We start from the raw sequence: 22,820 nt of genomic DNA on the forward strand, positions 1-22,820 counted from the left end.
TCAGGGGGTGGTTGCAACACCGCCTTGTTGGGGTTCTGAGAGTAGTCGGGTCAGGGCCTCGGCTGGGCTGTCCCAGTCGAGGGTCTGGCGGGGCCGGCCGTTGAGCTCCGCGGCGACTGTGTCGAGGTCGGCTTCGGTGTGGACGGCGAGGTCGGTGCCCTTGGGGAAGTACTGCCGGAGCAGTCCGTTGGTGTTCTCGTTGCTACCGCGTTGCCAGGGTGAGTGCGGGTCAGCGAAGTAGATGTCGACATCGGTCGCGACGGTGATGCTGTGGTGCGCTGCCATCTCGATGCCCTGGTCCCACGTGATCGAACGGATGAGCTGTTTCGGGAGGGTGCGGATCTTCGCGATCATCGCTTGCGCGACGGTCTCTGGGCGGCGGTCCGTTGGAAGGTGCAGCAGCATCGTGAACCGGGTCGAGCGTTCCACGAGGGTGCCGATCTGGGAACCGTTGTCCTTCCCGATGATCAGATCCCCTTCCCAATGCCCCGGGACAGCGCGGTCTTCGATCTCCGCGGGCCGTTCGGAGATCGTGATCATCTCCCGGATCCGGTTCACCGACCGAGCATCGCTCCCGACTCGCTGCCGGGGTTTTCGCAGTGTCCTGCCGGTCCGCAGCCGAGCTTGCACGTCTCGTTTCAGGGTGCCGCGAGCCTGAACGTAGATCGACCGGTAGATCGCTTCGTGGCTCACTCGCATCCGTTCATCCGCCGGGAACTCTCGCACCAGTTTCCGGCTGATCTGCATCGGGGACCACTTCCGGTCCAGCCCGTCTTGGACCCAGCCGCGCAGGATCGGGTCCAGGACCAGCTTCGAGGGCTCGGGACGAGCACGCCGCACCTCGGTGCGGTGTTGCGCGATACGAGCGTCGTAGGGACGGCCACCGGAACGGCCCCGCTGGATCTCACGCGAGATCGTCGACGGAGCCCGCCCCAGCATCTTCGCGATTGCACGAATCGACGTTCCCTGCCGCAATGCGGCAGTGATCATCATCCGTTCCCACGGCGACAAGAACCGTGAGGAAACATCCCGCAGCAAATACGCCGGCACCATGCCCCCACGCTGCCGCATCCACGTCCGCCCCTGCGACTGACCGGCCCCGATCAACTCTGCAGCGATCACCGTCGACGCACCCGACCGGATCGCCGACCAGAACACCTGCTGCTGCTCGCGAAGAAACACCCCACGCCACCACCTCGAACTCAAGGTGTTGCAACCACCCCCTGACGCCAAGACCGGGACCCCGACGTCTTCTGCTCCATCGACGCACCGGACGCCGAAACAACCTCGCCCCGGGAACGACGAAGCGCCGTCCGGTGGACCGGACGGCGCTTCGAGGGAGCGGCTCGTACTACAGCGCGGGGTACTGCCCGCGGCGCACCTGCGGCTTCGGCAGGCGCAGGAAGCGCAGCTGCCACGCCCGGGTCAGGATGTAGAGGAAGGTCCCGCGCTGCATCTCGCCGAACTTCGCGGTGAGCTTCTTGCGCAGGGACAGCCAGAGCACGATGCAGTCGAGCACGAACAGCGCCACGAACGCCCAGACCATCAGGAGCGCGTACGACGCGATCACGGTCTGCGCAGCGGCGAAGCCGAGGATCAGGAAGAGCACGAGCACGGGCATCATGACCTCGCCCACGTTCCAGCGCGCATCGATCCAGTCGCGCACGAACCGGCGCTGCTCGCCCTTGTCCTTGGCGGGCAGGTACCGTTCCTCGCCGTTGGCCATGCCGACGCGGGCCTTCTCGCGCTCGGTGTTCAGCCGGGCGCGCGCGGCCTTCTTGTCCTGCGGGCTGTTGCCGACGAGGGGACGGCGGTTGGCTGCCTCACGCTCGCGACGCGACGGCGTCGGGCGACCCTTGCCCTGCTCGACGAGGAGTTCTTCCTCGGAGGGGTTGACGGTCGTGTTGGTCTTGGGGGCTGCCTTCGCCACGGTGCGTTCCTGACTGCGGTTGCGTGCTGGATCGTCCTCTAGATTACGGGACATGACCGACACCGACCAGCACAGCACCGCGACCGACCCCGCGCTCCTCGACGCCCTGCGCGAACACGTCCAGGGGGCGCTGCCGACCACGATCGCGGACCTCTCCGCCCTGGTCCGGCTGCCGTCGGTGTCCTGGTCGGCCTTCGACCCGGCGAACGTGCAGGCGAGCGCCGAGGCCGTCGCGGACCTGGCGCGCTCCACCGGGGTCTTCGCCGACGACGCGGTCCGCATCGTCCGCTCGGCCGTCGAGGGCGACACCCCGAGCACGGACGCCCCGTCCGCCGACACCGCGTCCCAGGCCGGCGCCCCCGACGTCGAGCTCGGCCAGCCCGCGGTCCTGGCGGTCCGCCCGGCCCGGAACGGCAAGCCCACCGTGATGCTCTACGCGCACCACGACGTGCAGCCCCAGGGCGACGACGCACTCTGGGAGACCCCGCCCTTCGAGCCGACCCTCCGCGGCGACCGCCTCTACGGCCGCGGCGCCTCGGACGACAAGGCCGGCGTGATGACCCACATCGCCTCGCTCCGGGCCCTGCACGCGCAGTTCGGCGACGACCTCGACCTCGGCGTCGTGCTGTTCGTCGAGGGCGAGGAGGAGTTCGGCTCCCGGTCGTTCCGCACGTTCCTGCGCGAGCAGAAGGAGCACCTCGCCGCCGACGTCATCGTCGTGGCGGACAGCGACAACTGGTCGGCCGAGGTCCCCTCCATCACGGTCTCGCTGCGCGGCAACGTCACGTTCAAGCTCACCCTGACGACGCTCGAGCACGCCAGCCACAGCGGCATGTTCGGGGGAGCGGCCCCGGACGCGATGATCCCGATGGCCCGCCTGCTCGCCTCGCTGCACGACGACGCCGGCTCGGTCGCGGTCGAGGGGCTCACGGCGTACGAGGCCGACGTCCCCGAGCGCTCCGACGCCGAGCTCGCCTCCGACGCCGCGCTCCTCGAGGGCGTGCAGCCGGTCGGCACCGGCCCGGTGCTGTCCCGTACGTGGTTCCAGCCGTCGATCACGGTCACCGGCCTGGACGTCCCGAGCGTCGCGAACGCCTCGAACACGCTGCTGCCGACGGTCGCCGCGCGGGTCTCGGTCCGCGTCGCCCCCGGGCAGGCCGCCACCGACGCGTTCGCCGCCGTCGAGCGTCACCTCCGCGCGCACGTGCCGTTCGGTGCGCGGCTCGAGATCACCGAGGTCGACACGGGCGACGGCTTCCTCGTCGACACCGCCGGCTGGGCCGTCCAGGAGGCCCGCACGGCCATGCACGAGGGCTGGGGCAACCCCGCCGTCGAGCAGGGCATCGGCGGCTCGATCCCGTTCGTGTCCGACCTGGCCGCGGAGTTCCCGGACGCGCAGATCCTGGTGACCGGCGTCGAGGACCCGGACACCCGCGCGCACAGCCCGAACGAGTCGCAGCACCTGGGCGTCCTGCACCGCGCGATCGCGTCCGAGACGATCCTGCTGGCACGACTGGCGTCGCGCGGCTGACGCCGCACCGGACGGGAGGCACGTGGCGGGCCCGCCACGTGCCTCCCGTCCGTCCGTCGCCGGCTGACGAGCCGGACTGTGGAGAGATGCTCGCCCTGTCGGCCGGCGTGCTTACAATCGTGAACAGGCGCGGTGATCGTCACCGCCCGGAGGGAGAAGCGCGATGAGCGACACCATCATCGACAACGCACCGGCGACGGACGCACGCTCGCACGGCGTCGCGCTCAGCGACACGGCCGCGGCGAAGGTGGCGAGCCTGCTCGAGCAGGAGGGCCGCGACGACCTCCGCCTGCGCCTGGCCGTCCAGCCCGGCGGGTGCTCGGGCCTGATCTACCAGCTGTACTTCGACGAGCGGCTGCTCGACGGCGACGCCACCGCCGAGTTCGGCAGCGGGGTCGAGGTCGTCGTCGACAAGATGAGCGTCCCGTACCTCGACGGCGCGACCATCGACTTCGAGGACACCATCCAGAAGCAGGGCTTCACCATCGACAACCCCAACGCGCAGGGCAGCTGCGCGTGCGGCGACAGCTTCCACTGACGCTGTCAGGATTGGCGTCACCGAGCCCGGGTGTCCACCACCCGTGATCGACACGCGAGCGGGGAGTGACCGATCTGGTCGCTCCCCGCTCGTCGTCCGTGGGGGCTCCGGCCGCGCGCGACCGGGGGAAAGCCGTGCGGTCATCGGTGTCCGGCGTGCGAGTCCGGCACCCGGATCGGCCGCCGAACGGGCCGCGTGTGCACGAGTGTCGGCGAGCTGCGAGTAAGCTAGGAGTGTTCCAACCAAGCTGGGAACCAGCAATGAGCCGCCTTGGCGCGCTCGGTTTCCTGCCACGTCTTCCGAGAGGTAACAGTGCGTTCGAATCGCCGTATACGTTGGGCGGCCGTCCCGGTGGCCGTCGGTCTGGTCATCGCACTGGCTGGCTGCTCGCAGCAGCAGCTGAACGGGTGGCTCCCCGGCACGGAGGAGACGAAGGACGTCACGAACCACACGAGCCGCGTCGTCGGCCTGTGGACCACCAGCTGGGTCGTCCTGCTCGCGGTGGGTCTCATCGTGTGGGGCCTCATCATCTGGGCCGCGATCGTCTACCGCCGCCGCAAGGGCCAGACCGGCCTCCCGGTGCAGATGCGGTACAACATGCCGCTCGAGATCTTCTACACGATCGTGCCGCTCATCCTGGTGCTCGGCTTCTTCGCCTTCACCGCCAAGGACCAGTCCGCGATCGAGAAGCCCTTCACGGACCCCGACGCGACGATCCACGTCTACGGCAAGCGCTGGGCGTGGGACTTCAACTACATCGACAAGGACAACCCCGAGGACAGCGTCTACTACCAGGGCATCCAGGCCCAGGAAGAAGAGAACGGGAACGGCTCGATCGACGAGTCCCAGCTGCCGACGCTGTACCTGCCGGTCGACAAGAAGGTCAAGATCGAGCTCAGCTCGCGCGACGTCGACCACTCGTTCTGGATCATCGACTTCCTCTACAAGAAGGACATGCTCCCGGGCAAGACGAACTACGAGTACTTCATCCCGCAGAAGATCGGCACGTACCAGGGCAAGTGCGCGGAGCTCTGCGGTGAGTACCACTCGCTGATGCTCTTCCAGGTCAAGGTCGTGTCCGACTCGGACTACGAGAAGTACCTCGACACGCTGCGCGAGCAGGGCAAGGTCGGTCTGCTCGGCAACGAGTACGACACCAACACGAACGAACCGAACAACAAGGCGCCGGTCGAGGCGTCGAGCGAGAACAAGTAGGGGCTCGTCTGATGACAACGTCACTCGTCGGCCAGCCGACCAGGCCCTCGACGCCGGACTTCCAGGCGTCGAAGGTCGGGCGGAAGGGCAACATCATCGTCCGGTGGATCACCTCCACCGACCACAAGACCATCGGGTACATGTACCTGATCGCCTCGTTCGTCTTCTTCCTGCTCGCGGGTGTGATGGCGCTGGTCATCCGTGCCCAGCTCTTCGAGCCCGGCCTGCACGTGGTCGCGACGAAGGAGCAGTACAACCAGCTCTTCACGATGCACGGCACGATCATGCTGCTGATGTTCGCGACGCCGCTCTTCTCGGGCTTCGCGAACGCGATCATGCCGCTGCAGATCGGTGCGCCGGACGTCGCCTTCCCGCGTCTGAACGGGTTCGCCTTCTGGCTGTACCTGTTCGGCTCGCTCATCGCGGTCGGTGGCTTCCTCACCCCGCAGGGCGCCGCGTCCTTCGGGTGGTTCGCCTACGCGCCACTGAGTGACACGACGTTCACACCGGGTCTCGGGGGCACGCTCTGGGTCTTCGGCCTCGGCATGACGGGCTTCTCGACGATCCTCGGCGCGGTGAACTTCATCACGACGATCATCACGATGCGCGCCCCCGGCATGACGATGTTCCGCATGTCGATCTTCACGTGGAGCACCCTCGTGACCTCGCTGCTCGTGCTGATGGCCTTCCCGGTCCTCGCCGCCGCGCTGTTCGGCCTCGGTCTCGACCGTGTGTTCGACGCCCAGATCTACAACCCGGCCAACGGCGGGGCACTGCTGTGGCAGCACCTGTTCTGGTTCTTCGGGCACCCCGAGGTGTACATCATCGCGCTGCCGTTCTTCGGCATCGTGTCCGAGGTCTTCCCGGTCTTCAGCCGCAAGCCGATCTTCGGGTACAAGACCCTCGTCTACGCGACCATCTCCATCGCGGCCCTCTCGGTCACGGTGTGGGCGCACCACATGTACGTCACCGGTGGCGTCCTGCTCCCGTGGTTCTCGCTCATGACGATGCTCATCGCGGTCCCGACCGGCGTGAAGATCTTCAACTGGGTCGGCACGATGTGGCGCGGTTCGGTCACGTTCGAGACGCCGCTCCTGTGGGCCGTCGGCTTCCTCATCACCTTCACGTTCGGTGGTCTCACCGGTGTGATCCTGGCGTCGCCGCCGCTCGACTTCCACGTGTCCGACTCGTACTTCGTCGTCGCGCACTTCCACTACGTGGTCTTCGGCACCGTCGTGTTCGCGATGTTCTCCGGCTTCTACTTCTGGTGGCCGAAGTGGACCGGCAAGATGCTCAACGAGCGCCTCGGCAAGATCCACTTCTGGCTCCTGTTCATCGGCTTCCACACGACGTTCCTCATCCAGCACTGGCTGGGCGTCATCGGCATGCCGCGTCGCTACGCGACCTACCTGCCGAACGACGGGTTCACCTGGATGAACCAGCTGTCGACGATCGGCTCGATGATCCTCGCGATCTCGTTCCTGCCGTTCATCTTCAACGTCTACGTCACGGCCCGGAACGCGCCGAAGGTCGCCGTGAACGACCCGTGGGGCTACGGCCGCTCGCTCGAGTGGGCGACCAGCTGCCCGCCGCCCCGGCACAACTTCACGTCGATCCCGCGGATCCGTTCCGAGTCCCCGGCCTTCGACCTGAACCACCCCGAAGCGGGTGTGCCGATCGGTGTGGGTCCTGCGAAGGACGCACCGGACGCTCCGACCTACGACGCCGCGAAGGGCGAGGTGAAGTAAGGCGATGCGCGCCAACGTCAACCTGTTCTGGATCCTCTTCGGGTTCTTCATCCTCGCGGACGCCGCGTACACCATCTGGGCGATGCTCTACTACGGGCGCCCGGAGTGGGTGGGCACGGTCGCGATCGGCCTCACCGGCATCATGAGCGCGTTCATCGCGTTCTACCTCGGAAAGGTGATGTCGTCGCAGGGCGGGGTCCTCCCGGAGGACCGTGCCGACGCCAACATCGAGGACGGCGACGCCGAGCTCGGGCACTTCAGCCCGTGGTCGTGGTGGCCGATCCTCCTGGCCGGCTCCACCGCCGTCTGCTTCCTCGGTCTCGCCGCCGGCCTGTGGATCGTCCCGATCGGGCTCGCGCTCGTCACCGTGACGCTCGTCGGCTGGGTCTACGAGTACTACCGCGGCAACTTCGGGCACTGAGTCCCGGCGGGCTGCGGCCCACCGCACCTGACACCTTCGGGCGGCACCACCACCGGTGCCGCCCGAAGTGCGTCCGGGGCCAGCCGTACGCGAGCAAGCTGGTCCGAGCAGACTCGTACGTGCCCCCACGACCTCCCGCATCGATCCGCGCAGAACCGGTACCGAACGGGAATCAACCGGCCCGCTCTCGGCTTGGCCTCGAGCGGACCCCTCTCCACCACAGCGAAAGGACTCACCTCCGGTGACCGACAAGCGCACCCTCATCATCTTCGGCGCGACGGGCGACCTCGCCTCCCGCCTGCTGCTGCCGGGCCTCGGCACGTTCCTGCAGAGCGGTCGAGCGGTTCCCGTCCAGCTCATCGGTACCGGTCGCAGCGCCCGCAGCGAGGACCAGTGGAAGGACGTCGTCACGAAGTCCTTCGCATCGCAGGACGTCAAGGGCGAGGAGGTCGACGCCACCCTCGCGTCGACGCAGTTCATCCAGGGCGACCCGACCGACCCGAAGCACCTCGAGGCACTCCTGGCCGCGGCCGACGCCGAGCCCATCCTGTACTTCGCGCTGCCGCCGCAGATCGCGTCGGACATCTGCGAGGCGCTGCAGGAGGTCGAGCTCCCCGCGGGCACGACCCTGGCGTTCGAGAAGCCGTTCGGCACCGACGTCGCCAGCGCGAAGGCCCTGAACGAGACGGTACTCAAGCTCGTCCCCGAGGAGCGCGTGCACCGCACCGACCACTTCCTCGGTCGCACCACGGTCCTGAACATCATGGGTCTGCGCTTCGCGAACCGCCTGTTCGAGCCGATCTGGAACGCGGACAACATCGAGAAGGTCGACATCTTCTACGACGAGACCCTCGGTCTCGAGAACCGCGCGCAGTACTACGACGAGGCCGGCGCGATGGTCGACATGATCCAGTCGCACCTGCTCCAGATCCTCGGCATCGTGACGATGGACGCCCCGGCGGACATCGACGCGGTCGAGTTCCGCTCGTCCCTGGCCCGTGTCCTCCGGTCGACCGAGCTCAAGGGTGGCGACGCGACGATCGCCTCCCGCCGCGCCGTCTACACGGCCGGCACCATCGACGGCAAGGAACTGCCGTCGTACCAGGACGAGGACGGCGTCGACAAGTCGCGCGGCACCGAGACCCTGGCTGAGATCGAGGTCGAGGTCGACACGGCGCGCTGGAAGGGCGTCCCGTTCACCCTCCGCTCCGGCAAGGCGCTCGGCGCCAGCCGCAAGGAGGTCCTCATCACCTTCAAGCCCGTGACGCGCCTGCCCTCCGGCCTGTCCGGTCGCCCGAAGGCGGACACGCTGCGCATCGTCCTCAACCCGGACGAGATCGAGCTGTCGGTGTCGGCGAACGGCGGCGGCAACCCGTTCGAGATGGGGCAGGTCACGCTCTCGTCGACGTTCGACGACGGTGAGCTGACCCCCTACGGCGAGGTCCTCAACGGCATCTTCCACGACGACCCGCTGCTCTCCATCCGCGGCGACGTCGCGGAGCGCTGCTGGGAGATCGTGGAGCCGGTCGTCGAGGCCTGGAAGTCCGGTTCGGTCCCGCTCGAGGAGTACCGCGCGGGCTCGCGCGGCCCGGCGGAGTGGGTCTCGTCGTCCTGACGGACCGAGCGTCCTGACGGACGTCACCCCCTGACGGACGGGAGGCGCGGTGCCAGCTGGCACCGCGCCTCCCGTCCGTCATGTGGTCGCGCCCACGGCACGACCGCGACGTTCCTGCCCATCGCGACCGACATGGGAGACCGATTCGCGCATCGAAGGCCGGAAGGAACGGCATCCCACGCGCGGATCGGCATCCTGTGCGCGGATCGGCACACCATGCGCGGATCGGCACCCCTTGCGCGGAACGGCATCACACGCGCGGATCCGCCGGCTCAGGAGGGCGAGCCGGCCCGGCGGCCGCCGCCCGTCCACGAACGCGTGCCGCCGTCGTGCACGGCGAGCCGCGTGCGGTGCCCGGACGCCTCGCCGCGGGCCCGCGCGATCGCGTCCGCCGCGGACACGAGCGTCAGGTGGGACAGCACCTGCGGGGTGTTGCCGATGTGGTGCCCGGTGGCGACGTCGATCTCCTCGGAGAGCATGCCGACGTCGTTGGCGTACCCGACGAGCACGTCCATCAGGCGCTCGGCGTCGTCGACCCGACCGGAGGCCGCGTACTGCTCGACGAGCCAGAACGAGCACGCCAGGAACGGGTGCTCGCTGCCGGAGAGCCCGTCGAAGCCGGCGCTCGTCCGGTAGCGCAGGACGAGGCCGTGGTCACCGACGCGCAGGTCCTGCTCGATCGCGGCGACCGTGCCCGTCATCCGGGGGTCGTCGGCGCGGCAGAACCCGATCTGGGGCAGGACGAGCAGGCTCGCGTCGACCTCGTCGGTGTCGTAGTGCTGGCGGAAGGCGCCGCGGTCGGCGTTCCAGCCGTGCTCCTCGATCTCGGCGCGGACCTGGTCGCGGAGCGTCCGCCAGCGGTCGACGGGACCCTCGAGCCCGAACTCCTCGACGGCCGCGACGCCCCGGTCGAACGCGGCCCAGATCATCGCCCGCGAGTGCGTGAAGTGCCGTCGCGGACCGCGCATCTCCCAGATCCCGTTGTCGGGCTCCTGCCAGTGCTCCTCGACGTAGCCGAGCAGGGCACGCTGCAGCGCCCAGGAGTCCGCGTTCTCCTCGACGCCGAGCTCGCGGGCGTCGTGGAGCGCGGCGAGGACCTCGCCGAAGACGTCGCCCTGGTACTGGGTCGAGGCGCCGTTGCCGAGCCGGACCGGGGTCGAGTCGAGGTACCCGGGGAGCTCCTCGAGCGTGCGCTCCGGCAGCTCGCGCTCCCCGGCGATGCCGTACATGATCTGGACGTCGGCGGGGTCCCCGGCGATCGCGCGGAGCAGCCAGCCGCGCCAGTGCGCGGCCTCGTCGCGGTACCCGTGGGCGATCAGGGACGCCAGAGCGAGCGACGCGTCGCGCAACCACACGTAGCGGTAGTCCCAGTTGCGTTCTCCGCCGGGGTCCTCCGGGAGGCTCGTGGTCGCGGCCGCCACGACGCCGCCGGTCTCGCCGTGGGTCATCGCGCGCAGGAGCAGCAGGGAGCGTCGGCTCGCTTCGGCGTACTTCCCCTCGGTGTGCGCGGTCGCCATCCAGTCCCGCCACCAGTGCTCGGTCCGGTGCAGGGCCGCGTCCACGTCGAGCGGCGCCGGTGGCTCGCGGTGGGACGGGTACCAGGTCAGGACGGTGTCGAGGACGTCGCCGTCACGCACGGTGGTCGTGTTCGTGTGCCGGTGGTCGTCCGCACGGAACCGGACGCCGCGGACGACGACCGACCCCGGGCCGGCGGTCGCCAGGAGGGCGGGGTCCTCGTCGCCGCCGATCTGCCGGACCCAGGGCAGCGCACGCGCGTAGTCGAAGCGGATCCGGAGGGTCTGTTCGACCTCGACCGATCCCTGCAGACCGCGGACCCGGCGGACGATCGCGGCCCGGTGGGACCCGACGGGCATGAACTCGGTGACCTCGACGACACCCGTCGCCGTGGTCCACACGGTCGAGAGCACGAGCGTGTCGCGGTGGTGGTGTCGGACCGCGGTCGCGTGCGGATCGCTCGGTCGCAGCGTCCAGTGCCCGTGGTCCTCGGTCCCCAGGAGCGACGCGAACGTGGACGGACTGTCGAAGCGGGGCAGGCACGCCCAGTCGATCGTCCCGTCGCGGCCGACGAGGGCTGCGGTGTAGGTGTCGCCGATCAGGGCGTGGTCCTCGATGCGATTGCGCGGCGTCGCGGTGCTCATGCCCTCATCGAACCACCGCCACCAGTCCGCGACGGGAGGAGCGCTGAAGGAGCGCTCAGGCGCCGGGCCCGGGCGCCGGGCCCGGGCGCCGGGCCCGGGCGCCGGGCTCAGGCGCCGGGCAGGGGAGCCTGCGGGTCCGCGTCGGCGACGCCCACCCGGGCGAGCTCGGTCCAGAGCCCGGCGCCGTCCGGCGCGTAGACCCACGGGGCCGCCGAGTCGCGGGAGCGCTCCTGCGCACGGGAGCGGCCACCGGCGAGCACGGCCTCGCTCGTGGAGAGCTGCCGGATCGCCACGCCGGCGACGTTGTCCGGGTGCTCGCGGGCGAAGTCGCCGTAGAGCGTCTCGTCGTGCTGCCCGTCGTCACCGACCAGCAGCCACTGCACGTCGGGGAAGTCCCGGGCCAGGCGGCGGAGGTTGTCGCGCTTGTGCTGCTGACCGCTGCGGAAGAAGCGGTCGTGGGTGGGACCCCAGTCGGTGAGCAGCATCGTGCCGTTCGGGTACATGTTGCGGGTCAGGAAGCGCTGCAGGGTCGGCGCGACGTTCCACGCCCCGGTCGACAGGTAGACGGTGGGGGCACCGGGGTGCTGCGCGAGGATGCGCTCGTAGAGCACGGACATCCCCGGCACCGGGCGGCGGGCGTGCTCGGTGAGCACGAAGGAGTTCCACGCGGCGAGCATCGGGCGGGGGAGCGAGGTCACCATCACGGTGTCGTCGATGTCGGAGAGGAGCCCGAAGCGCGTCGCCGGGTCGACGATGAACACGTCCGCCTCGACGTCGCGCATCCCACCGGCCGAAAGCCGCACGGTCTGCCACCCCGGTTCGAGGTCGATCGGGACCTTCACGTCGACGACGCCGCCGCGGTCGGACTGCACCACGTGGGTCGTGCCACCCGCGGTCACCGTGACCTCGGCGTCGTCGACGGCGACGCTCGTGAAGCTCTTCCACCCGCGCACGCCGTAGTACGAGGCGTCCGAGGCGAGCCCGCGCCGGGTGAGCAGGACGCGGCAGAGCACGCGGATCCAGCCCGGAGCGCCGTACCCGGTGTACGGGATCACGGTCGGCACGAGCCCACGACGACGGGCACGGTGCTCCCGGAACTCCTGCACGGCGTCCTCGATGCGGGCGGCTCGGTGCAGGATCGGCTCGGCCAACGACGGCTCGTGGGGCGTCCAGTCGGGCATTCGTCCACTATCCCACGCTGTCGGAGGCTGTGGTGAGTCGCAGCGATGTTCCAGCCGGTCTCTGCGAGAGTTGCCCCGTCACATCCCACATGACCGCGTCCGTCCGGGCGCAAGAGGAGAACACGTGCTCGTCACCGAGGTATCGAACGCACTGCCGGGGGGATCATCACTGCTCAGGAACGAGCCGGTCCAAGCCCGCAGTTCGGCGCGCCTCGCGGGACTCCTCGACGCTGCTGCGGCCGTCATCGACGAGATCGGCTTCGAGCGCCTGACGACCGCCATGGTCGCGGAGCGCGCCGGTGCGTCCATCGGCACGGTCTACCGGTACTTCCCGGACCGCATCGCCGTGGTCGAGGCCCTCGCGATCCGGAGCACGCAGCGGCTCGCCGAGCGGTTCCTCACGGCGCTCGACGAGAGCGACGCGACGACCTGGCAGGACGCCTGCGACGCACTCATCGACGCGACCGTCGAGATGTACCGCACCGAGCCGGGCTTCCGGGCGATCCGCTTCGGGGACCCCGCGGACACCGGGACCGGGGACGCCGAGGACCGGATGGCCGCGCTGGGGGCGGCCGTCGCGCAGGTCCTGCACGACCGGTTCGACTTCCCGACGGGGGAGCGCGTCGAGCGCACGTGGGTCGTCCTCGCGGAGTCCGCGCACGCCGTCATCGCGCGCGCCGTGCGTGACCGGGCGGAGCCCGACACCGCGCTGATCGAGGAGTACCGCACGATGAGCCGGGCGCACCTCGAAGCGGTGGCCGCCGCCTCCTGATCGGATCCCGGCCCCGCCGCCGGGCGCGACCCGCCCGGCCGACCGGCCGACCCACCTGCCGACGCCCGCGCTCCGAAGAGGAGTCGCGGGCGTCGTCGCGATCGGGACCGCGCAGTCGGGGGGAGCGTTGTCCGCGAGCCGTCATGGGCCGTCACCACGCGGACCGGACGATGACCGCGTGTGTACGCTCGGTCGGAGTCGGGCTACCTCCGGACAGAAGGGCACCCACATGATCGAGTTCCGCTCGGTGCGCAAGACGTACCCGGACGGTACGACGGCGGTCGACGACTTCAGCCTCGTCATCCCCTCCCGCACCACGACGGTCTTCGTCGGGTCCAGCGGCTGCGGCAAGACCACCCTCCTCCGCATGATCAACCGCATGGTCGACCCGAGCTCGGGCACCGTGTCGATCGACGACGAGGACGTCGCAGGTGTCGACCCCGTGCAGCTCCGGCGGCGCATCGGGTACGTGATGCAGAACGCCGGGCTCCTGCCGCACCGGAAGGTCGTCGACAACATCGCGACCGTCCCGCTCCTGACCGGTGTCTCGAAGGGCGAGGCCCGGGCGCGCGCGCTCGAGCTCATGGACACCGTCGGGCTCGACCGGGCCTTCGCGGACCGGTACCCGTCGCAGCTCTCCGGCGGCCAGCAGCAGCGCGTCGGTGTGGCCCGTGGCCTCGCGGTGGACCCGAACGTCCTGCTCATGGACGAGCCGTTCGGCGCCGTCGACCCGCTCGTCCGCAACGACCTGCAGGACGAGCTCATCCGGCTGCAGCGCGAGCTCGGCAAGACGGTGGTCTTCGTCACGCACGACATCGACGAGGCCTTCAAACTCGGCGACCAGGTCGTCATCCTCAAGAAGGGCGGCGAGATCGCCCAGCTCGGGACCCCGGCCGAGATCCTCGCCGAGCCGGCGGACGAGTTCGTGGCGAACTTCATCGGCGTCGGCCGTGGTCGGCGGGCGCTGCGGGTGGAGCAGACCCCGACCGGGCCGATCGTGGTGGACGGCGACGGCCGCGCGGCCGGCGTGCTCACCGGTCCGGTGACGGTGGTGGACGCGGCAGCCGCCGTGCCGCAGGGTGCGGAGGCCGGGGCGCGTGACACCGCCCCGGGTGCTCCGGCGCAGGGTGGGGGACCCCGGTGAAGTGGGTCCTGTCGAACCTCGACACGATCAGTGACGCCACGCTCGCGCACCTCGCGATCGCGATCCCACCGATCTTCATCGCGTTCCTGCTGTCGATCCCGATCGGCTGGCTCGTCGTCCGGCTGCAGCGTCCCGGTGGCTCCCGCGTCGCCGCAGGTGTCGGCACCGGCATCGTGACCGTCGCCGGGCTCCTCTACGCGATCCCGTCCCTCGCGCTCTTCGTCGCCCTGCCCGCCGTCATCGGCACGGGGCTGCAGGACCCGGTCAACCTCATCATCAGCCTGACGCTCTACGGCCTCGCGCTCATGGTGCGCTCGACCGTCGACGCGCTCACCTCGGTCGACGCCGGGACGAAGGCCGCGGCGACCGCCATGGGGTACTCGGGCCTGCAGCGCTTCTTCCGCGTGGAGCTGCCGCTCGCCGGGCCCGTCCTGCTCGCGGGGCTGCGGGTCGTGGCGGTGTCGACGATCTCGCTCACGACCGTCGGTGCGGTGCTCGGCATCCAGAGCCTCGGGTCGCTCTTCACGGACGGCCTCGGTCGCGGTATCTACGAGGAGATCCTGTCGGGCATCGTGATGGTGCTCGTCCTGGCCTTCGCGCTCGACGGGCTGCTGGTGCTGCTCGGCCGGCTGGTCATGCCGTGGACCCGTCGTGCACCCCGGAGCCGCCGTGCGGTCCGGCGTGTGCTGCAGCGGGCGGAGGTGGCGTCGTGATCATCGCGCAGGCGTTCGGGTGGGTCTTCGACCCGCAGAACTACACGGGCTTCAACGCCATCCCGGGGCGGGTGTGGGAGCACGTCTGGATCACGCTGCTCGCCGTGCTCATCGCCGCGGTCGTCGCCGTCCCGATCGGGTACGCGATCGGTCACACCGGACGAGCCCGCGGGTTCTCCATCGCGCTGTCCGGCGGCATCCGGGCACTGCCCACGCTCGGCGTGCTCTCGCTGTTCGGACTCTTTCTCGGCATCGGCCTGCAAGCGCCGCTCCTGGCCCTCGTCATCCTGGCGATCCCGTCGGTGCTCGCCGGCGCCTACTCGGGCATCGAGTCGGTGGACCCGGTGACGGTCGACGCGGCGAAGGCGCAGGGGATGACCGGGTGGCAGGTCCTGTGGAAGGTCGAGATCCCGCTCGGGCTGCCGCTCCTGATCGGCGGCCTCCGCGCCGCGGTCCTGCAGGTCGTCGCGACCGCCACGCTCGCCGCGTACGTCGGCGCCGGTGGTCTGGGCGGCTACTTCTTCCTCGGGCTCAAGACCCAGGACTACGCCGAGATGCTCGGCGCCTCCATCCTCGTGATCGCCCTCGCGATCGCGTTCGAGATCGTGTTCGCCGCTCTCCAGCGGGCGGCGGTGCCGAAGGGCACCGTCGACCCGTCGGCCCGGCGGCGCCAGGGGTCGCGCGAGCGCTCCCGCAATCCCATCCCGGAAGGAAATCCATCGTGATCACAGCAAAGATCCGTGCCGGCGTCGCAGCAGCGCTGGCACTGGGCGTCGCCGCCGCCCTGACCGGCTGCGCGTCGAGCAACCCGCTCGACAGCGGCTCGAGTGCGTCGAGCGACTCGAAGACCATCGTCATCGGTTCGCAGCAGTACTACTCGAACGAGATCATCGCCGAGATGTACGCGCAGGTCCTCGAGAAGGACGGCTTCACGGTGAAGCGGAACTTCAACATCGGTCAGCGTGAGATCTACATCCCGCAGCTCGAGAAGGGCGCGATCGACGTCATGCCCGAGTACAGCGGCAACCTGCTGCAGTACTTCGACAAGGAGTCGACGGCGAAGACCGCCAGCCAGATCGACGAGGGCCTGTCCAAGGCGCTCCCGTCCGGCCTGCGGGTCCTCGACGCGGCCGAGGCCACCGACCAGGACAGCTACACCGTGACCAAGGAGTTCTCCGAGAAGAACGACGTCACGAGCCTGGCCGACCTGAAGAACGTCAGCGAGAAGCTCACCGTCGGCGCGAACTCCGAGTTCCAGACCCGCCCGTACGGCCCCGACGGCCTGAAGTCGGTCTACGGCGTGGACGTCGACTTCAAGGCGATCGAGGACTCCGGCGGAGCCCTGACCGTCAAGGCGCTCAAGGACGGCACCGTCCAGCTCGCCGACATCTACACCGCGGACCCGAGCATCAAGGCGAACGACCTCGTCTCGCTCAAGGACCCGGAGAACCTGATCCTGCCGCAGAACGTCATCCCGGTCGTCTCGAAGAAGGTCGACGACAAGGCCGCGGCGGACATCGACAAGGTGAACAAGGTGCTCACCGAGGCCGCGCTCATCGAGGTCAACTCGAAGAGCACCGTCGACAAGGAGAAGGCGTCGCAGATCGCGAAGGACTTCCTCTCCTCGAAGGGCCTCCTGTAGGGGTTCCACAGCGTCAGGAGACGACAGGCGTCGGGCATCGAGCCCGGCGCCTGTCGTCGTTCCGGGAGGGGTCCGTCCAGCACCGATGTTCCGCACGGTTGTGCCGATCACAGGCCCTGCACGTTCGTGCAGTTCTACCCTCTACAACTTGTCGAAGCAGGTGTCCCGCCGGTAGCGTGAAGGTGTCCCAACGGCCAGTGACAGCAGAAGTCCCCCTTCCACAGGAAGCAACTGACGTGCAGCACCAGCGCGCGGCGACCCGGCATGGACGCGCCGCATGAACGACATCCTCGACCCCCTGATCCTGTCGCGGTGGCAGTTCGGCCTGACGACGATCTACCACTTCCTCTTCGTCCCGCTGACGATCGGCATGGCCCTCGTCGTGGCCGTGTTCCAGTCCGCCTGGGTCCGCACCGGCCGGGCGCACTACCTGCAGCTCACGCGGTTCTTCGGGCGGATCTTCCTCATCAACTTCGCGATGGGTGTCGTCACGGGCATCGTGCAGGAGTTCCAGTTCGGCATGAACTGGTCGAACTACTCTCGGTTCGTCGGTGACGTCTTCGGCGCCCCGCTCGCCCTCGAGGGCATCCTGGCGTTCTTCTTCGAGGCCGCGTTCATCGGCATCTGGATCTTCGGGTGGGACCGCCTGCCGAAGGCCGTGCACCTGGCGAGCATCTGGTGCGTCAGCGTCGGCACGATGCTGTCCGCGTACTTCATCCTCGCGGCGAACGCGTTCATGCAGCACCCGGTCGGCTTCGCGATCAACGAGGCCAAGGGTCGCGCGGAGCTCACCGACATCTGGGCCGTCCTGACGAACAAGGTCGCCCTCGCCGCCTTCCCGCACACGCTGTTCGGCGCGTTCATGGTCGCGGCCTCGGTCATCGTCGCGGTGGCGGCGTACCACCTGGCGCGGAACCAGCACCTCGAGACCATGCTGCCGGCGCTGAAGTTCGGCATGTGGACGATGCTCGCGTCGGGTGCGCTCACGGTGCTGTCGGGCGACCAGCTCGGGCTCACGATGGTCGACACGCAGCCGATGAAGATGGCAGCGGCCGAGGCGCTCTACAACACCTCGACCGGCAAGGACGCCTCCTTCTCGATCTTCACGCTGGGGACGCCGGACGGCGTGCACGAGCTGTTCTCGATCCGCATCCCGTACCTGCTGTCGTTCCTGTCGACCCACACGTTCACCGGCACGGTCGAGGGCATCAACGACCTGCAGGCGCAGTACTCGCAGGTGTACGGCCCCGGCGACTACAAGCCGATCATCTGGGTGACCTACTGGTCGTTCCGGTGGATGATCGCGCTCGGTGTCGGCGCGGTGCTCGTGTCCCTGGTCGGGCTCTGGCTGACCCGCAAGGGTCGGTTCCCGACGCAGCGGTGGGTGTGGCGCGTGGCGACCTGGTCGGTGCCGCTGCCGATGGCCGCGATGATCATGGGCTGGGTCTTCACCGAGATGGGCCGCCAGCCGTGGCTCGTGTTCGGGTTGCTCAAGACCGCCGACGGGGTCTCCCCGAACGTGACCGGGGTCGAGGTCCTCATCTCGCTCGTCGTGTTCACACTCATCTACGGCGCGCTCGCGGTCGTCGAGTTCCGCCTCATCAAGAAGGTCGCGCAGGAGGGCCCCGCCGCCCCGGCGGAGGTCGACGAGGAGACCGGCGCGGTCAAGCACGAAGTGACGGTCTACTAGAAATGGAAACTGTCTGAGCATGGACCTCCCCGTTCTCTGGTTCGCGATCGTCGGTCTGTTCTTCGTCGGGTACTTCGTGCTCGACGGGTTCGACTTCGGCGTCGGGATGTCGCTGCCGTTCCTCGGCAGGGACGACACCGACCGTCGCGTGCTCATCAACACGATCGGCCCGGTCTGGGACCTCAACGAGACGTGGGTCATCGTCGCGGGGGCGTGCCTGTTCGCGGCGTTCCCCGAGTGGTACGCGACGATGTTCTCCGGGTTCTACCTGGCGCTGCTGCTCATCCTCGCGGCGCTCATCGCCCGCGGGGTCTCGTTCGAGTACCGGCACCAGGAGAAGCACCTGGCGTGGAAGCGCCGGTTCGACCTGATGATCGTCGTCGGCAGCGCGGTCCCGTCGTTCCTGTGGGGTGTCGCGTTCGGCAACGTCGTCCGGGGCATCCCGATGGACGCCGGGCACAACTACACCGGCACCTTCCTCGACCTGCTCAACCCCTTCGCGCTCCTGACCGGGCTCGCGACCCTGCTCGTGTTCTTCACACACGGCGTGGTGTTCGTCGCGCTGAAGACCGAGGGCGAGATCCGCGAGCGGGCGAAGCGCCTCGCGACGCGGGCGGGTGTGCTGACGATCGTCGTCGCCGCGGCGTTCCTCGTCGCGATGGCGTTCGTCCGCGCGACCCCGGCGAGCCTCGTGCTCTCGGTCGTCGCGGCGCTGGCCCTCGTGCTCGCGGTGCTCTGCTCGGCGTGGGGGAAGGAGGGCCGGGCGTTCGCGCTCATGGCCGTCACGATCGCCGCGGTCGTCCTGGCGATGTTCACCGCGATCTTCCCGGACGTCATGCCCGCGTCGAACGACCCGGCGAACAGCCTGAACGTCGTCAACGCCGCGAGCGGGACCTACACGTTGACGGTGATGAGCTGGGTGGCGCTGATCTTCGTGCCGCTCGTGCTCGCCTACCAGGCCTGGACGTACTGGGTGTTCCGCAAGCGGGTCTCCCGGGCCCACATCGCGCAGGCCGCGCACTAGGAGGACACCGCCGTGAAGCCGCTCGACCCCCGACTGCTCCGCCTGTCGCGCACGGCGCGCGGGGCCGTCGCGGCGTCGGCGGCCACCGGCCTGGTCCGGACGCTCGCCACCGTCGCGATCGCCTGGGGCATCGCCACCGCCGTCATCCTCGGCGTCGACGGGGTGCGCGACCGCGTCGTCCCCGCCGCGCTCACCCCGACGCTCGCCCTGCTCGGCGCGGCCTTCGTCGTGCGGGCCGTCGCCGCGTGGGCGACCGATGACCTCGCTGCCCGGGCGGGTGCTCGGGTGAAGAGCGAGCTCCGGGCCACCGTCCTGGCGCGTGCGGCGGAGCGCGGACCGGCGTGGCTGCAGGGCCGTTCGAGCGCCGCGTTCGCGACCACCCTCGGCCCCGGGCTCGACGCGCTCGACGCGTACTTCGGCCGGTTCCTGCCGCAGCTCGCCCTCACCGCCGTGGCGACCCCGGTCCTGCTGCTCGCGATCGGGGCCGGAGACCTGACGAGTGCGGTCGTCATCGTGCTCGCGATGCCGGTGATCCCGGTGTTCATGGTGCTCATCGGGCTCGCGACCCAGTCGCTGCAGCGCCGGCAGGCCGATGCCCTCGCCCGTCTCGGGAGCGCGTTCACCGAGGCCGTCGAGGGCCTGGCGACGCTCAAGGTGTTCGGCCGCGCCCGCCGCCAGGTCGGCCGGATCGGCGACGTCACCGACGAGTACCGTCGCGGCACCCTCGGCGTGCTGCGGCTGTCGTTCGTCAGCGGCTTCGCGCTCGAGCTCGCCGCGAGCCTGTCCGTCGCGCTCGTCGCGGTGTCGATCGGCGTCCGGCTCGTCGACGGCTCGCTCGGCCTCGGTGCCGCGATGTTCGTGCTCGTCCTCGCGCCGGAGGCCTTCGCGCCGATCCGGCAGGTCGGCGCCGACTTCCACGCCGCCCAGGACGGCGTCGAGGCGTCCGCGGCCGTCCTCGACGTGCTCGACGACCGCGCTGGACACGACCGCGCAGGAGACGACCCCGCAGGCGACCACCGCGTCGTCCCGCGCGCATCCGGGCACGACGGACCGACGGACCCCGGGACCGACCTGGTCCTCACCGGCCTCACGGTCACCCGCCCCGACACCGTCATCGGCCCGCTCGACGTGCGCGCCGCCCCCGGCACGGTCGTCGCGCTGGCCGGCCCGAGCGGCTCCGGCAAGTCGAGCCTCATCGCCGCGATCCGCGGCGTCCTCCCGCACGACGGCACGGTCACCGTCCCGTCCGGGACCGGCCGGGCGGACCCGGCGACGCGGTCGGTCGCCGAGCGCACCACGTGGGCCGACCAGCGGCCGCGCCTCGTCCGCGGCACGGTCGCCGAGAACGTCGCCCTGCACTCCCGACCCGACACGGCCGACGTGCGGCGCGCCCTTGGCGACGCGGGGCTGGGACTCGACCCGGGCCTCCCGGTCGGACCCGGCGGAGCCGGCCTCTCCGGCGGCCAGGCGCAGCGGGTCGCGGTGGCCCGCGCGCTGTACCGCGCCCGGCGCGAGCGGACACCGCTCGTCCTGCTCGACGAACCGACGTCGGCCCTCGACGCCGAGGCCGAGCAGACCGTCGTGCGCGCCCTGCGCGCCCTCGCGGACGACGGCGCGGTCGTCGTGGTCGCCAGCCACCGCCCGGCCGTGCTCGACGCGGCCGACGTGCGCGTCGACCTGCACGCGGACGGCGCGACGAGCGTGACGGCCCGACGGGCGGTGCGGGCATGAGCCGGGAGGCACGGCGCACGTCGGTCCTGCGGCTCGCCCTGCCGCACGGTGCGGGTTGGGCGAAGGCGGTCGCCGCCGGCACGACCAGCGCGCTCTGCGCGGTCGCGCTCCTCGCGGCGAGCGGCTACCTGATCACGCGAGCGGCCGAGCAGCCGCCCATCCTGTACCTGACGCTCGTGATGGTCGGCGTCCGGGCGTTCGCCCTCGGTCGGGCCGCCCTGCGCTACGTCGACCGGCTCGCCGGGCACGACGCGTCCTTCCGGCAGCTCGCCGTCGTCCGGACGGAGATGTACCGCCGGCTCGCGTCGATCGCCCCGGCCGGGCTCGGCCGCACCGGTCGCGGCGACCTGCTCACGCGGCTCGTGACCGACACCGACCGCCTGCAGGACCTGCCGATCCGCGTCGTCGGGCCGCTGGTGTCGGCGGGGGTCGTCGCGGTGCTGTCCGTGGTCGCCGTCGCGCTCGTCTGGTGGCCGGCCGCGCTCGTGCTGCTCCTCGCCCTCGGTGCCGCTGCGGTGCTCGGGACGGTCGTGACGCTCGCGGTCGCCCGGCGGTCCGACCGCGAGACCGCCGCGGAGCGCGGCCGGGTCGCGGACCTGGTGCTCGACACCGTGCGCACGCTCGACGTCTTCGCCGCGTACGGCACGCTGCCGGACCGGCTCGCGACGATCGCGGCGCTCGACGACCGGGTCACGCGGGCGGTGCGGCGTCGCGCGACCGTCGAGTCGCTCGTCGGGGCGCTCGTCGGGCTGCTCGGCGGCGGCGCGGTCGTCGGCGTCCTTGCCGTCGGCGCACCCGCCGTCGTCCGTGGTGCGCTGGACGGACCGCTGTGGGCGCTCGCGGTGTTCGTGCCGCTGGCCCTGTTCGAGGTCGTCGGCGGTGTGCCGCTCGCCGTCCTGACGCTCCGTCGGGTCCGGGCCGCCGCCGAGCGGGTGGAGCAGGTCGTCCCGGCAGCGGTGCCGGCCGGGATCGTCCCCGAGCCGGACGAGCCCGCGACCGCCGATGAGCTCGCCGTCGACGGGCCGGTGACCGTGGCCCTCCGCGACCTCACCGTCCGGTGGCCCGGCGCCGGGACACCCGCGGTCGACCGGGTCGACCTCGACCTGCGACCCGGCGAGGTCGTCGTCCTCACGGGGCCGAGCGGCGCGGGGAAGTCCACGCTCGTCGACGCCCTGGTCCGGTTCGTCGACCACGAGGGCTCGTACACGCTCGACGGCGTCGAGGCGCGACGGCTGCACCCGGACGCCGTGCGCGCCCGGGTCGGACTCGTCGAGCAGGACCCGTTCGTGTTCGACCAGACCGTGCGGCAGAACCTGCTCTTCGCCCGCGACACCGCGACCGACGCCGAGCTCGTCGACGCCCTCGAACGGGTCGGCCTGGGCGGCTGGCTCGCCCGACGCGGCGGACTCGACGCACCCGCGGGGGAGCGCGGCACGCTGCTGTCCGGCGGCCAGGCGCACCGGCTCGCCCTGGCGCGGGCGTTGCTCCACGCGTTCCCGGTGCTCGTGCTCGACGAGCCGACCGCGGACGTCGACCCGGACCTCGGCGACGCCGTGCTGCGCGACCTCGTCGGGGCGGCGCGGTCGGCCGGACGGACGGTGCTCGTCGTGTCGCACGTACCGGTGCCGGCCGACCTCGTGGACCGGACGCTGCGGATGCGGGACGGGCGGCTCGTCTCGGCGTGAGCCGCGGGCCGGAGGCGGGGCCGGACGGGCGTCGTGACGGATGTGGCCCGCGGTCCGGGGTGGGCGTGACCCGGTGGCGGG

At 70.4% G+C, this 22,820-nt stretch carries 19 protein-coding genes; 15 read left to right on the forward strand and 4 right to left on the reverse strand.

Going from position 1 to position 22,820, the window contains the following annotated elements:
• Positions 1–1,182: an IS30 family transposase gene (locus tag HUN58_RS15610; RefSeq protein ID WP_254631520.1), complete on the reverse strand. Its 1,182-nt coding sequence runs from the start codon at positions 1,180–1,182 to the stop codon at positions 1–3.
• 169 nt (positions 1,183–1,351) lie between these two features.
• Positions 1,352–1,930 carry a DUF3043 domain-containing protein gene (locus HUN58_RS15615; RefSeq protein ID WP_229666892.1) on the reverse strand — a complete coding sequence of 193 codons (579 nt, stop codon included), beginning with the start codon at positions 1,928–1,930 and terminating at the stop codon, positions 1,352–1,354.
• Between the two features lie 52 nt (positions 1,931–1,982).
• Here HUN58_RS15615 and HUN58_RS15620 point away from each other — a divergent pair, with 52 nt between their 5' ends.
• The 6 genes from HUN58_RS15620 to HUN58_RS15645 all read left to right on the forward strand — a co-directional run bounded on the left by HUN58_RS15620 (position 1,983) and on the right by HUN58_RS15645 (position 8,998).
• A complete protein-coding gene (locus HUN58_RS15620) occupies positions 1,983–3,461 on the forward strand; it encodes a dipeptidase (RefSeq protein ID WP_180225152.1) in 1,479 nt (492 codons plus the stop codon).
• A 163-nt stretch (positions 3,462–3,624) separates the two neighbouring features.
• Positions 3,625–3,999 (forward strand): iron-sulfur cluster assembly accessory protein, encoded by a 375-nt coding sequence (locus HUN58_RS15625; RefSeq protein ID WP_058741693.1) that lies wholly within the window; start codon positions 3,625–3,627, stop codon positions 3,997–3,999.
• Between the two features lie 312 nt (positions 4,000–4,311).
• A complete protein-coding gene (coxB, locus tag HUN58_RS15630) occupies positions 4,312–5,214 on the forward strand; it encodes a cytochrome c oxidase subunit II (RefSeq protein ID WP_058741692.1) in 903 nt (300 codons plus the stop codon).
• 11 nt (positions 5,215–5,225) lie between these two features.
• Positions 5,226–6,962: a cytochrome c oxidase subunit I gene (gene ctaD / locus HUN58_RS15635; RefSeq protein WP_180225153.1), complete on the forward strand. Its 1,737-nt coding sequence runs from the start codon at positions 5,226–5,228 to the stop codon at positions 6,960–6,962.
• Positions 6,963–6,966: 4 nt separating this feature from the next.
• Positions 6,967–7,383 (forward strand): cytochrome c oxidase subunit 4, encoded by a 417-nt coding sequence (locus HUN58_RS15640; protein ID WP_058741690.1) that lies wholly within the window; start codon positions 6,967–6,969, stop codon positions 7,381–7,383.
• Positions 7,384–7,624: 241 nt separating this feature from the next.
• A complete protein-coding gene (locus HUN58_RS15645; protein WP_180225154.1) occupies positions 7,625–8,998 on the forward strand; it encodes a glucose-6-phosphate dehydrogenase in 1,374 nt (457 codons plus the stop codon).
• Positions 8,999–9,270: 272 nt separating this feature from the next.
• Here HUN58_RS15645 and HUN58_RS15650 read toward each other — a convergent pair whose 3' ends face one another.
• Together HUN58_RS15650 and HUN58_RS15655 are read right to left on the reverse strand one after the other, a co-directional pair.
• The gene (locus HUN58_RS15650; RefSeq protein ID WP_180225155.1) at positions 9,271–11,157 is read right to left on the reverse strand and encodes a glycoside hydrolase family 15 protein; all 1,887 of its coding nucleotides are present in this window, start codon (positions 11,155–11,157) and stop codon (positions 9,271–9,273) included.
• A 107-nt stretch (positions 11,158–11,264) separates the two neighbouring features.
• Positions 11,265–12,338, reverse strand: coding sequence for an App1 family protein (locus HUN58_RS15655; protein ID WP_058741687.1), 1,074 nt, complete (start codon positions 12,336–12,338; stop codon positions 11,265–11,267).
• Between the two features lie 124 nt (positions 12,339–12,462).
• Between HUN58_RS15655 and HUN58_RS15660 the strand changes: the two genes are divergently transcribed.
• From HUN58_RS15660 to cydC, 9 genes are all read left to right on the forward strand, one after another.
• Entirely contained in the window at positions 12,463–13,110 is a 648-nt protein-coding gene (locus HUN58_RS15660) for a TetR/AcrR family transcriptional regulator (RefSeq protein ID WP_058741686.1), read from the forward strand.
• 229 nt (positions 13,111–13,339) lie between these two features.
• The gene (locus tag HUN58_RS15665; protein ID WP_058741685.1) at positions 13,340–14,254 is read left to right on the forward strand and encodes an ABC transporter ATP-binding protein; all 915 of its coding nucleotides are present in this window, start codon (positions 13,340–13,342) and stop codon (positions 14,252–14,254) included.
• Positions 14,251–14,967 (forward strand): ABC transporter permease, encoded by a 717-nt coding sequence (locus HUN58_RS15670; protein ID WP_180225156.1) that lies wholly within the window; start codon positions 14,251–14,253, stop codon positions 14,965–14,967. Before HUN58_RS15665 ends, HUN58_RS15670 begins: the two co-directional genes overlap by 4 nt.
• Positions 14,964–15,692 carry an ABC transporter permease gene (locus HUN58_RS15675; protein WP_180225157.1) on the forward strand — a complete coding sequence of 243 codons (729 nt, stop codon included), beginning with the start codon at positions 14,964–14,966 and terminating at the stop codon, positions 15,690–15,692. Before HUN58_RS15670 ends, HUN58_RS15675 begins: the two co-directional genes overlap by 4 nt.
• On the forward strand, positions 15,689–16,609 hold the full coding sequence (locus HUN58_RS15680; protein ID WP_141861171.1) for an ABC transporter substrate-binding protein: 921 nt from the start codon (positions 15,689–15,691) through the stop codon (positions 16,607–16,609). Before HUN58_RS15675 ends, HUN58_RS15680 begins: the two co-directional genes overlap by 4 nt.
• A 277-nt stretch (positions 16,610–16,886) precedes the next feature.
• Positions 16,887–18,299, forward strand: a complete 1,413-nt coding sequence (locus HUN58_RS15685) for a cytochrome ubiquinol oxidase subunit I (protein WP_058741682.1) — start codon at positions 16,887–16,889, stop codon at positions 18,297–18,299.
• A 19-nt stretch (positions 18,300–18,318) separates the two neighbouring features.
• Positions 18,319–19,323: a cytochrome d ubiquinol oxidase subunit II gene (gene cydB / locus HUN58_RS15690; protein ID WP_141861175.1), complete on the forward strand. Its 1,005-nt coding sequence runs from the start codon at positions 18,319–18,321 to the stop codon at positions 19,321–19,323.
• A 12-nt stretch (positions 19,324–19,335) separates the two neighbouring features.
• On the forward strand, positions 19,336–21,054 hold the full coding sequence (gene cydD, locus HUN58_RS15695; RefSeq protein WP_180225158.1) for a thiol reductant ABC exporter subunit CydD: 1,719 nt from the start codon (positions 19,336–19,338) through the stop codon (positions 21,052–21,054).
• Positions 21,051–22,739, forward strand: coding sequence for a thiol reductant ABC exporter subunit CydC (gene cydC / locus HUN58_RS15700; RefSeq protein WP_141861179.1), 1,689 nt, complete (start codon positions 21,051–21,053; stop codon positions 22,737–22,739). Before cydD ends, cydC begins: the two co-directional genes overlap by 4 nt.
• The last annotated feature ends 81 nt before the right edge of the window (positions 22,740–22,820 follow it).

Source organism: Curtobacterium sp. Csp1 (genome assembly GCF_013347185.1).

What these genes read in the sequence shown, in the direction of transcription:
- HUN58_RS15620 (WP_180225152.1), top strand. Translation starts at nt 1,983, where the DNA reads ATGACCGACACCGACCAGCACAGCACCGCGACCGACCCCGCGCTCCTC.
- HUN58_RS15625 (WP_058741693.1), top strand. Translation starts at nt 3,625, where the DNA reads ATGAGCGACACCATCATCGACAACGCACCGGCGACGGACGCACGCTCG.
- ctaD (WP_180225153.1), top strand. Translation starts at nt 5,226, where the DNA reads ATGACAACGTCACTCGTCGGCCAGCCGACCAGGCCCTCGACGCCGGAC.
- HUN58_RS15640 (WP_058741690.1), top strand. Translation starts at nt 6,967, where the DNA reads ATGCGCGCCAACGTCAACCTGTTCTGGATCCTCTTCGGGTTCTTCATC.
- HUN58_RS15650 (WP_180225155.1), bottom strand. Translation starts at nt 11,157, where the DNA reads ATGAGCACCGCGACGCCGCGCAATCGCATCGAGGACCACGCCCTGATC.
- HUN58_RS15655 (WP_058741687.1), bottom strand. Translation starts at nt 12,338, where the DNA reads ATGCCCGACTGGACGCCCCACGAGCCGTCGTTGGCCGAGCCGATCCTG.
- HUN58_RS15665 (WP_058741685.1), top strand. Translation starts at nt 13,340, where the DNA reads ATGATCGAGTTCCGCTCGGTGCGCAAGACGTACCCGGACGGTACGACG.
- HUN58_RS15685 (WP_058741682.1), top strand. Translation starts at nt 16,887, where the DNA reads ATGAACGACATCCTCGACCCCCTGATCCTGTCGCGGTGGCAGTTCGGC.
- cydB (WP_141861175.1), top strand. Translation starts at nt 18,319, where the DNA reads ATGGACCTCCCCGTTCTCTGGTTCGCGATCGTCGGTCTGTTCTTCGTC.
- cydC (WP_141861179.1), top strand. Translation starts at nt 21,051, where the DNA reads ATGAGCCGGGAGGCACGGCGCACGTCGGTCCTGCGGCTCGCCCTGCCG.